Source organism: Streptomyces sp. NPDC001339, assembly GCF_042895955.1.
Lineage (GTDB): Bacteria > Actinomycetota > Actinomycetes > Streptomycetales > Streptomycetaceae > Streptomyces.
This window is the reverse complement of sequence record NZ_JBIAWT010000025.1, coordinates 1-12,019: the sequence shown is the minus strand read 5'-3', so window position 1 is coordinate 12,019 and position 12,019 is coordinate 1. Positions and strand designations below refer to the sequence as shown.

The following is a 12,019-nucleotide window of genomic DNA, read 5'->3' as shown; positions in this document are numbered from 1 at the left end:
ATTGACTCACCTGTCCTGGCGGTTCGTGGGCGGTGCGGGAGGCGGGTTACGAGGACGGGGCATGCGGATCGGCGTTTCGGGCGGAGGGGGAGGGGAGGGGACAGGGGGCGGCGGGATACGGAACAATGCGGGGCATTCCCGACCTCGCCACCGCTCCGCCCATCCCCCGTCCCGGCTCCCCACGCCCTACGACGGACGGAACTTGCTGTCGATGAAGTCGAAGAGCTCGTCGTCCGTCGCCGACTCCAGGTCCTGTTCCACTTCCATTTCCACTTCCACCATTGCCCCTCTCATGTCCTGCCACTTGGCCAGGAGTCCCTTGAGCCGGTCGCCGATCGCGTCCAGGGCGGCCTCGTCCGGGACAGCGTCCTCAGGGCCGCCCTGAACCTGTGTCGCAGCAGCCTCCAGAACCGCTTCGAGCCTGGCCAGTTCGTCCAGCAGCGGCGTGCCGTCGTCGTTCCGCGTACCGAAGAGCTCGCTGTGCAGATGGGCGGCGAGCTCCTGGGCCGTCGGGTAGTCGAAGACGGCGGTGGCCGACAGCCGGATGCCGGCGTCCGCGGCCAGCCGGTTCCGCAGCTCCACCGCCATCAGCGAGTCGAACCCGAGGTCCTTGAAGGCGCGTTCGGCGTCCACCGCGGTGGCGGAGGCGTGGCCGAGAACCGCGGCCACATGGGTGCGCACCGCGTTCAGCAGCGCCTTGTCCCGCTCGGCTCCGGTCAGCCCGTCCAGGCGCCGGGCCAGGCCGGTGGTCTCCGTGCCCGCCCCGGCCTCGGCCGGGCCCTCGGGAGTGGCCAGGGCCCGGGCCGCCTCGGGCACCTCGGCCAGCAGCGGCCGGGGCCGGGCGGCCGCGTACGCGGGGGCGAACCGCTGCCAGTCGACGTCGGCGACCGCCACCGCGGTGTCGTCGTGGTCGAGTGCCTGCTGGAGGGCGGCCAGGCCCAGCTCCGGCGCCATGGGCGGCAGCCCGCGGCGCCGGAGCATGGCGACGGCCTCGTCGTCGGCCGCCATGCCGCCGTCGGCCCAGGGGCCCCAGGCCACGGCGGTGGCGGTCAGGCCACGGGCGCGCCGCTGTTCGGCGAGCGCGTCCAGGTAGGCGTTGGCCGCCCCGTACGCGGACTGCCGGCCACTGCCCCACACGCCGGAGATCGAGGAGAACAGCACAAACGCGTCCAGCTCGGTGTCGGCGAGCAGGTCGTCGAGGTGGGCGGCGCCGTCCGCCTTGGCGGCGACGACCTCTTCGACGGTCTGCGGGGCGAGATCGGAGAGAGGGCCGTACTGGCCGATGCCCGCCGCATGGACCACCGCCGTCAGCGGGTACTCGGCTGGCACCTGGCCGATGACCCGGGCCAACGCCTCTCGGTCGGCTGCGTCGCAGGCAGCGACGGTGACCTTGGTGCCGAGCTCCAGCAGCTCGGCCGTCAGGTCGTCGGCGCCCGGCGCCTCGGTGCCGCGGCGGCTGGTGAGCACCAGGTGCTCGGCCCCGTTGCGCGCCAGCCAGCGGGCGACATGTCCGCCGAGCGCTCCGGTGCCGCCGGTGATCAGCACAGTGCCGCGCGGACGCCAGGTGCGGCGGGCTCGCCCCTCCCCCGCCGTGGCCCGTACGAGCCTGCGCAGATAGACCCCCGAGGACCGGATGGCGACCTGATCCTCGTCCGTACCGCGGGCCACTACGGCGGCCAGACGGTCGCCCGTGCGCTCGTCCACGGTGGACGGCAGATCGATCAGGCCGCCCCAGCGCTCCGGTGACTCCAGGGCGGCGATCCGCCCGAAGCCCCAGGTCATCGCCTGCGTCGGGGAGGTCACCCGGTCCCCACCGCCGACCGCGACGGCGCCCTGGGTCAGGCACCACAGCGGCGCGTCGACCCCGGCGTCCGCCAGCGCCTGGAACAGCGTCATGGTCGCCACCACACCAGCCGCCGAGGCGGGGCCCCCGCCGGAGCGGGTGACGTCCAGCAGCGACACGGCCCCGGCCACCGGCCCGTCGGCGACGGCGGCTGCCAGCAGCCCGGCCAGTGCGGCGCGGTCTGGCCCGGCCGGGTCGAGGACCAGCGGCACAGGGGCCGCCCCGTGCCGGGCCAGCGCCCGGGCCAACTCCTCGGCGACGGACGGGGCCTGTCCGGAGCCGTACGAGACGAGCAGCCAGCGGCCGGACAGCCGGGCCTCGCCGTCGCCGCCGAACCGCTGCCAGGAGACCTGGTAGCGCCAGGAGTCCAGCGTGGCCTTCGTAAGGCTCTGCCGCCGCCAGGCGGACAGGGCCGGCAGCACCGTCCCCACCGCACCCTCGTCGAGTTCCAGCGCCTCGGCCAGACGTTCCAGGTCCTCGTTCTCCACCGCCTCCCAGAAGCGGGCGTCCGTATCGTCCGCCCGCCCGGCCTGCGTCGCCTCGGAGGACACGGGTGCCAGCCAGTAGCGCTGCCGCTGGAAGGCGTACGTGGGCAGCTCCACCCGGCGGGCGCCCGTACCGGCGAAGAACGCCTCCCAGTCCACCCGCACACCTGTGACGTGCAGCTGGGCGAGGGCAGTCACCGCCGCCGACTCCTCGGGACGGTCACGGCGCAGGGACGGGACCAACACGGCGGCCGAGTCGCCCGACAGGCAGTCCCGGGCCATCGCCGTCAGTACGCCATCCGGCCCCAACTCAAGGAAGGCCCCCACGCCTTCACGCTCCAGCGTACGGATACCGTCGGCGAAACGCACCGCCTCACGGACATGACGAACCCAGTAGTCGGGGTCGCACAGCTCCTCCGCCGACGCCAGCTCACCCGTGACATTGGAGACCACCGACAACGACGGGACCTCGTACGACAGACCTGCCGCCACCTGACGGAAGTCCTCCAGCATCCCGTCCATCAACGGCGAATGGAACGCATGACTGACCCGCAGCCGCTTGGTCTTCACACCACGAGCCGCGAACCCCTCGGCAACCTCCAATACGGCCGCCTCATCACCCGAAACCACCACAGAATCCGGACCGTTGACCGCCGCGACCGACACCTCCGCACGACCCTCCAGCTCGGCACGGACCTCATCCTCCGAGACGGCCAGGGACACCATCGCCCCACCAAACGGCAACGCCTGCATCAACCGCCCACGCGCCGCCACCAACCGCGCCGCATCCACCAACCCGAACACCCCGGCCACATGAGCCGCCACCAACTCACCCACCGAATGCCCGGCCACGAAGTCCGGCCGCACACCCCACGACTCGACGAGACGGAACAACGCCACCTCCACCGCGAACAGCGCGGGCTGCGTGAACTCCGTCCGATCCAGCGCCTCCGCGTCCTCGAACACCACCTCACGCAACGGCCGCTCGAGATGCGCATCCAGCTCCGCACACACCGCGTCAAAGGCATCCGCAAAAACCGGGAAACAGGCATACAACTCCCGCCCCATCCCCACCCGCTGCGCACCCTGTCCAGTGAACAACACCGCCATACGGCCACCCCGTACGCTGCCCCGCAGCACGTTCGGCGCGGGGGCGGAATCGGCGAGTGCGGTGAGGCCGGCGAGCAGTTCCTCGCGGTCGGTGCCCACGACCGCACCGCGGTGGGCGAAGGCCGTGCGCGTGGTGGCGAGTGAGGCGGCGAGGTCGGCCGGGCTCGCCTGATCGCGGTCGCGCAGGGCGGTCAGAAGGTTGCGGGCCTGGTCGCGCAGGGCCTGGTCGTCGCGGGCCGAGACCGGCCACACCACCGTACGGTCCGCGTCCCGCGAGGGTTCCGGTGCGGGTGCGAGTGCGGGTGTGGGAGTGGGTGCAGGGGGCGCCTGCTCGACGATGGTGTGGGCGTTGGTGCCGGAGATGCCGAAGGACGAGACCGCGGCACGGCGCGGGCGTCCGCCCGTCTCCGGCCAGTCGCGGGCCTCGGTCAGCAGCTCCACCGCACCCGCCGACCAGTCCACATGCGAGGACGGCGCATCCACATGCAAGGTGCGCGGCAGAACGCCCGCCCGCATCGCCATCACCGTCTTGATGACGCCCGCGACACCGGCGGCGGCCTGCGTGTGACCGATGTTGGACTTCACCGAGCCCAACAGCAGGGGCTGTTCGGCGGGCCGATCGCTGCCGTAGGTGGACAGCAGGGCGTGGGCCTCGATGGGGTCGCCGAGGCGGGTGCCGGTGCCGTGCGCCTCCACCACGTCCACATCGCCCGCCGTGAGACCGGCGTCCTCCAGCGCGGCGCGGATCACCCGCTGCTGTGACTGGCCGTTGGGGGCGGTCAGTCCGTTGCTGGCACCGTCCTGGTTGATGGCCGAACCGCGGACCACCGCGAGCACCTCGTGGCCGTTGCGTACGGCGTCCGACAGGCGCTCGACGAGGAGGAGGCCGACGCCTTCGGCCAGTCCGGTGCCGTCCGCGGCGTCCGCGAACGCCTTGCAGCGGCCGTCCGCCGACAGGCCCCGGTTCTGACTGAAGGCCAGCAGGACGCCCGGGGTGGGCATCACGGTGACCCCGCCGACCAGTGCGGTGGTGCACTCGCCACTGCGCAGCGACCGCACGGCCAGGTGCAGCGCGACCAGGGAGGACGAGCAGGCCGTGTCGACAGTGACAGCCGGGCCCTCCAGGCCGAAGGCGTAGGCGAGGCGGCCGGAGGCGACGGACATGGTGCTGCCCGTCATCAGATGGCTCTCCAGCCCGTCGGGGTCGGCTCCGATGCCGTAACCGGAGGACGCCGCGCCGACGAAGACGCCGGTGCGGCTGCCGCGCAGGGTCTCGGGGGTGATGCCGCCGCGTTCGAAGACCTCCCATGCGGTCTCCAGGAGGAGCCGCTGCTGGGGGTCCATGGCGAGTGCCTCGCGCGGGGAGATCCCGAAGAACTCGGCATCGAACCGGTCGGCGTCCTGAAGGAAGCCGCCCTCGCGGGCGTAGCAGGTGCCGGGCCGTCCGGGCTCGGGGTCGTAGAGGGCGGTCAGGTCCCAGCCGCGGTCCCCGGGGAACGGGGAGACGACGTCGGCGCCGTCCATGAGCACGGACCACAGGTCCTCGGGCGAGCGCACGCCGCCGGGGTAGCGGCAGCCCATGGCGACGATGGCGATCGGCTCGTCGCCGCCGTCCGACGCCGGCGCGGGCGCCTGGGAACGGGTGGTGGGCGCGGTGCCCAGGGCGGCCGGCTCGTCCTCGTCGCCGAGCAGTTCCGTACGCAGGTGACGGGCGAGTGCCTGCGGGGTGGGGTGGTCGAAGACGAGGGTGGCCGGCAGCCGCAGCCCGGTGGCGGCATTGAGCCGGTTGCGGAGTTCCACGGCGGTCAGCGAGTCGAAGCCCAGGTCCTTGAAGGCGCGGGTGGCTTCGACGAAGTCCGGGGCATCGTGGCCGAGCACCGTGGCGGCGTGGACGCGCACCAACTCCTGGAGGTGGTGGGTGCGTTCGGCCCCGGGCAGGGCCAGCAGCCTGGCCTTGAGGCCGTCGGCGCCGGCCGCGGCGGCGGTGCGTGCGATGCGCCGGGCGGCGGGCCGTACGAGTCCGCGCAGCAGGGCCGGGTTGGTACCCGCGGCGTTGCGCAGGGCGTTGGGGTCCAGGCGGGCGGGGACCAGCAGGGCATCGCCGGTCCGCCCGGCGGCGTCGAAGAGCGCCATGCCCTGTGCGGTGGTGAGCGGGGTCATGCCGCCGCGGGACATCCGCGACAGATCGGCGTCGCCGAGGTGTCCGGTCATGCCGCTGGCCTCGTCCCACAGGCCCCAGGCGAGGGAGACGGCGGGCAGGCCGAGGGAGCGGCGGTGGGCGGCGAGCGCGTCCAGGAAGGTGTTGGCGGCCGCGTAGTTGCCCTGCCCCGCGGTGCCGAACGTGCCGGCCGCGCCCGAGTACAGGACGAACAGCGCCAGGTCCAGGTCCAGGTCGCGGGTGAGCTCGTGCAGATGCAGCGCGGCGTCGACCTTGGGCCGTAGTACGCGCTCCAGCTGTCCGGCGTCGAGGGAGGCCAGTACGCCGTCGTCCAGGACGCCCGCGGTGTGCACCACGCCGGTCAGCGGGTGCTCGGCGGGGATACCGGCGAGGGCGGCGGCCAGGGCGTCACGGTCGGCCGCGTCACAGGCGAGGACGCGGGCCCGGGCGCCCGACTCGGCGAGTTCCGCCACGAGTTCGTCGGCCGCGGGGGCCGCCGGGCCGCTGCGGCTGAGCAGCAGCAGATGCCGTACGCCGTGCTCGGCGACCAGGTGCCGGGCGGCCCGGGCGCCGAGGGTGCCGGTGCCACCGGTGATCAGGACCGTGCCCTCGGGGTCGAGCGGCCGCGGGACGTCCAGGACGTTCTTCCCGATGTGCCGCGCCTGGCTGATGAAGCGGAACGCCTCCGGCGCCTGCCGGACATCCCATACCCGGGTCGGCAGCGGCTCCAGCGCCCCCGACTCGAACATGGCCAGCAGCGTCCGGAGGATCTCCTGCAGCCGGTCGGGCCCGGCCTCGTTCAGGTCGAAGGCGCGGTAGCGCACGCCCGGGTACTCCCGTGCGACCTGCTCGGCGTCGCGAATATCCGTCTTGCCCATCTCTATGAAGCGGCCGCCGCGCGGCAGCAGCCGCAGCGAGGCGTCCACGAAGTCCCCGGCCAGCGCGTCGAGTACGACGTCCATGCCGCGGCCGCCGGTGGCCTCGCGGAACCGCTGCTCGAAGCCGAGGGTCCGCGAGTCGGCGATGTGCGCCTCGTCCAGCCCCAGCGCGCGCAGCGCCCCGTGCTTGCCGGTGCTCGCGGTGCCGAATACCTCGGCGCCCGCCTGCCGGGCCAGCTGCACCGCGGCCATACCGACGCCGCCGGCGGCCGCGTGCACCAGCACCGAGTCGGTGCCGCGCAGCCCGCCCAGGTCGAACAGGCCGTAGTACGCGGTGGCGAACACCACCGGTACGGAGGCCGCCCGCTGGAAGGACCAGCCCTCGGGCATGGGCACCACCAGGCGGCGGTCGGTCACCGCCACGGTGCCCAGTGCGCCGCCGAACAGGCCCATGACCCGGTCGCCGGACCGCAGATCGGCCACGCCGGGACCGGTCTCCAGGACGACACCGGCCGCCTCGCCGCCCATGAGGGCGCTGCCCGGGTACATGCCCAGGGCGATCAGCGCATCGCGGAAGTTCAGGCCCGCGGCGCGGACCCCGACCCGGATCTCGCCCTCGGCGAGCTCCCGCTCCGCCTCGGGGCAGGGCAGCAGCCGCAGGCTCTCCACGGTCCGCTCGCCGGTGGTCTCCAGACGCCAGGCGCGCGCGCCGGACGGTACGGACAGCGACTGCGCCCCGCGGGCCAGCCGCGGCGCCAGTACGGTCCCCGAGCGCACCGCCAGCTGCGGTTCGCCCTGGGCCACGGCGGCGGCGACCGCCGTGCCGACGGCGGCCCAGGAGCCGGCGTGCTCGTCCACGTCCAGCAGCAGGAACCGGTCGGGGTGCTCGGACTGCGCCGAGCGCAGCAGACCCCACACCGGCGCCTGCGCCCACCCTTCGGCCGTCTCGCCCGGCCCCGCGGCGACCGCGCCGCGCGTCAGCACCGCCAGCCGCAGGGCCGCGAACCGCTCGTCGGCCAGCCACTGCTGTACGAGGGCGAGTACCCGCCCGGTATGCGTACGGATGGCGTCCGCGTCGGCCGGGAGCGGGGCGGGGCAGGGCAGCAGCACGGCGTCGAGGGGGGCGTCGCCGGTTTCGAGGTGATGGGCCAGGGAGTCGAGGGTGGTGAAGGTGAAGAGGGGAGTGCCGCGCAGATCCGTGCCGGGGAAGTCCGTGCCGAGCAGGTCAGGGCTGAGCAGGTCCGTGCCGAGCAGGTCAGGGCTGAGGACCGCGTAGCGCCGCGCGTCGGAGTCCTCCGTGTCCTCCGTCGGGACCGGGGTCCACCGCAGGTGGAACAGGTCGTCGCGGTGCCCGGCCGCCGGGTCCCCGGCCGCCGCCGGACCACTGTCGGTGACGGGCTGCAGCGCGAGCGATTCCACCGCCAGCACCGGGGCGCCGGTGGCGTCGGCCGCCAGGACGGCGACGGCGTTCTGCCCGGCAGGGCTCAGCCGCACCCGCAGCGCGGCGGCGCCGGACGCCAGCAGCGACACCCCCTGCCAGGCGAACGGCAGCCACGTCCGGCCGCCATCGGGGCCGTCGTCAGGGCCGCCATCGGGGCCGCCGTCGGGACCTTCGTCGATGAACTCACCGTCCCCGAGGGCATGCAGGGCCGCGTCCAGCAGGGCCGGGTGCAGACCGAAGACCCCCGCGTTCGCGGCCTCCCGCTCGGGCAGCTCCACCTCGGCGAAGACCTCCGCGCCGCGCGTCCACACGGCACGCAGCCCCTGGAAAGCGGCACCGTATCCGTAACCGGCAGCGGCCAGCTCCTCGTACTTTCCGCCGAGTTCGACGGACCGCGCGTCACGGGGCGGCCACTGCGCCAGGGACTCGACGGCGGGCTCGGCAGCCGCGGCCGTCAGCGCGCCTGTCGCGTGACGCGCCCACGGCGCATCGCCGTGCTCGGGCCGCCCGTACACGGCCACCTCGCGGCGCCCCGACTCACCGGGACCGCCGACGACCACCTGGAGCTGCACACCGCCGGACTCCGGCAGCACCAGCGGCGCGTGCAAGGTCAGCTCCTCCACCAGGTCACAGCCGACCTGATCGCCCGCGTGAACGGCCAGCTCGACGAAGGCGGTTCCGGGCAGCAGCACCGTGCCACGCACCGCGTGGTCGGCGAGCCAGGGGTGCGTGGACAGCGACAGTCGCCCAGTCAGCACGAGCCCGTCCCCGTCGGCCGGCGCCACCGCCGCACCGAGCAGCGGGTGCCCGGACGCGGCGAGCCCCAGCGTCGAGGGGTCACCGCCGGTGGTGGCAGGTCGGGGCCAGTAGGTCTCGTGTTGGAAGGCGTAGGTGGGGAGGTCGATGCAGCGGGCGCCTACGAAATACGGGGACCAGTCGACCGCCACGCCATGGACGTACGCCTCGCCGAGAGAGAGCAGGAAGCGGTCCATGCCACCCTCATCACGACGCAGAGACCCCAGAGCACGGGCCTCGCCGTAACCCGATGCCTCCAGGGTGTCACCGATGGCCATGGTGAGGACCGGATGCGCCGACACCTCGATGAACGTACCGAATCCTTCAGCCGCCAACGCCTCGACAGTTTGCTGTAGTTGAACGGTCCGACGGAGGTTGCTGTACCAGTACTCGGCGTCCAACTCCTCACCGCCGACCCACTCACCGGTAACGGTCGAGAAGAAACCCACCTCAGCGTGGCGCGGGGTGATCGGAGCCAGCACGTCAAGAAGCTCGCCGCGAATGCTCTCGACCTGAACGCTGTGCGAGGCATAGTCGACGGGGACACGGCGGGCACGGACACCATCCGCCTCACAAGCAGCCACAAGCTCGTCCAGGACATCGGGCTCACCGGAGACCACCACAGCCGCCGGACCATTCACCGCCGCAACACCAACCCGCCCACCCCAAGCAGCGATCCGCGCCTCCACATCCGCCAGCGACGCAGCGACGGAAACCATCCCACCCTCACCCGCCAGGGCAAGGAGGGCCTTGCTGCGCAGGGTCACCACGCGGGCCGCATCGTCGAGCGAGAGCGCCCCCGCCACCGCGGCGGCCGCGATCTCCCCCTGCGAATGCCCGATCACCGCATCCGGCATCACCCCGTACGAACGCCACAGCTCGGCCAGGGAGACCATCACGGCGAACAGGACGGGCTGGACCACGTCCACGCGGTCGAGGGAGGGCGCACCCTCCGTACCGCGCAGCACGGACAGCAGATCCCAGTCGGTGTAGGGGGCGAGCGCGTCGGCGCACTCACCCAACCGCGCCGCAAACACCGGAGCACAATCCAACAACTCCACCGCCATCCCCACCCACTGCGACCCCTGCCCCGGAAACACCAACGCCACCCGCCCAGCACCCGAGGCAACCCCCGACACCACTCCCCCACCAGGCGCACCCCCAGCCACCACCGACAACCCCGCCAGCAACTCCTCACGGCCCGCACCCACCACCACCGCCCGATGCTCAAACACCGACCGCGACGACACCAACGACCAACCCACATCAGCGAGTTCATGGTCACCAAGGCCGGCGGACCGGGTGGAGAGCCGTTCGGCCTGCCCCCGCAACGCCCCCTCCGACTTCCCCGACACCACCCACGGCACCACACCACCCACAACCCCAACCCGACCCACGCCACCACCAGCCCCAGCCACCGGCTCAGGCGCCTGCTCCAGAACCACGTGCGCATTGGTGCCACTCATACCGAACGACGACACACCCGCCCGGCGCGGCCGCTCCCCGGCCGGCTCCCACGTCTGCTCCTGGGTCAGCAGCTCGACTGCACCCGCCGACCAGTCCACATGCGAGGACGGCGCATCCACATGCAAGGTGCGCGGCAGAACGCCCGCCCGCATCGCCATCACCATCTTGATGACGCCCGCGACACCGGCGGCGGCCTGCGTGTGGCCGATGTTGGACTTCACCGAACCCAGCCACAGCGGCCGGTCCGCCTCCCGCCCCCGCCCATACGTCGCCAGCAGCGCCTGGGCCTCGATCGGGTCACCCAGCCGGGTACCCGTGCCATGGGCCTCCACCACGTCCACCTCGCCCGTGGCCAGGCCCGCATCCTCCAGGGCTGCGCGGATGACGCGCTGCTGGGCCGGGCCGTTGGGAGCGGTGAGGCCGTTGCTCGCACCGTCCTGGTTGGTGGCGGAGCCACGGATCACGGCGAGGACCGGGTGGCCGTTGCGCCGGGCGTCGGAGAGGCGTTCCAGGACGAGGACGCCGGCGCCCTCGCCCCAGCCCGTGCCGTCCGCGGCCTCCGCGAACGCCTTGCAACGGCCGTCCGCCGACAGCCCGCGCTGACGGCTGAACTCCACGAACGTGCCCGGCGTGGCCATCACCGTCACACCGCCGGCCAGCGCCAGCTCGCTCTCGCCACGGCGCAGCGACTGCACCGCCAGGTGCAGGGCCACCAGCGAGGAAGAACACGCCGTGTCCACCGAGACGGCGGGGCCTTCCAGTCCGAAGGCGTAGGCGAGACGGCCGCTGACGACGCTCGCCGCGTTGCCGGTGGCGAGGTGGCCCTCCAGGTCCTCGGCCGAGCCGAGCAGCAGGTTCATGTAGTCGTGGGTGTTGGTGCCGATGAAGGCGCCGGTCCGGGTGCCACGGGCGGAGACCGGGTCGATACCGGCCCGTTCGAACGCCTCCCACGAGATTTCCAGCAGCAGCCGCTGCTGCGGGTCCATGGCCAGCGCCTCGCGCGGCGAGATCCCGAAGAAGCCCGCGTCGAACTCCGAGACGCCGTCTAGGAAGGCGCCTTCGCGGACGGACACCGAGCCCTGCTCTCCGGGATCGGTCCCGAAGAGGGTGGCGGTGTCCCAGCCCCGGTCGGCGGGGAAGCCGGATACCGCGTCCTCACCCGCCAGCACCAGGCGCCACAGGTCCTCGGGCGAGTGGACGCCACCGGCGTAGCGGCAGCTCATGGACACGACGGCGATGGGTTCGTCCTCGGTGAGTGCCGCTTGCGTCCGTGCGGTCCGTACGGCGAGTGCCGCCCCGGCGCCCCGGTCGCCCAGTACCTCGGTACGGAGCTGAGCGGCGAGCGCGGCCGGGGTGGGGTGGTCGAAGACGAGGGTGGCAGGCAGCCGGAGTCCCGTGCGGGCGCCCAGCACGTCCCGGAGTTCGACGGCGGTGAGCGAGTCGAAGCCGAGGTCCTTGAACGCGCGGTCCGGCTGGACGGCGTCGAGGGAGGTGTGTCCCAGGACGGCGGCGGCCTGGGCGCGCACGAGTTCGACGAGCAGCCGGTCGGCCTCGGCCTCCGGCAGACCGGCCAGCTGGTCGGCGAGTCCGGAGCCCACCCCCACCGGACCGGCGCCGTCCTGCTGCCGCCCGTCCACCTCCAACAGGGATTTGGCCTCGGGGAGTTCGGTGAGGAGCGGGCTGGTACGCGAGGAGGTGAACGCAGGCACGAAACGCCCCCAGTCCACATCCGCCACCGTCACCGCCACATCCCCACACCCCACAGCCCGACCCAACGCCGCCACCGCCACCCCCGGCGCCAACAACCCCAGACCACGCCGCCGCAAAAACTCCACCGCACCC

Annotated in this window: 1 pseudogene; it reads right to left on the bottom strand. The window is 73.2% G+C overall.

The features are described from left to right. Positions 1–186: 186 nt before the first annotated feature. Positions 187–11,706, bottom strand: a pseudogene (locus ACFY12_RS35225) (type I polyketide synthase); the annotation flags it as partial. Positions 11,707–12,019: the final 313 nt, after the last annotated feature.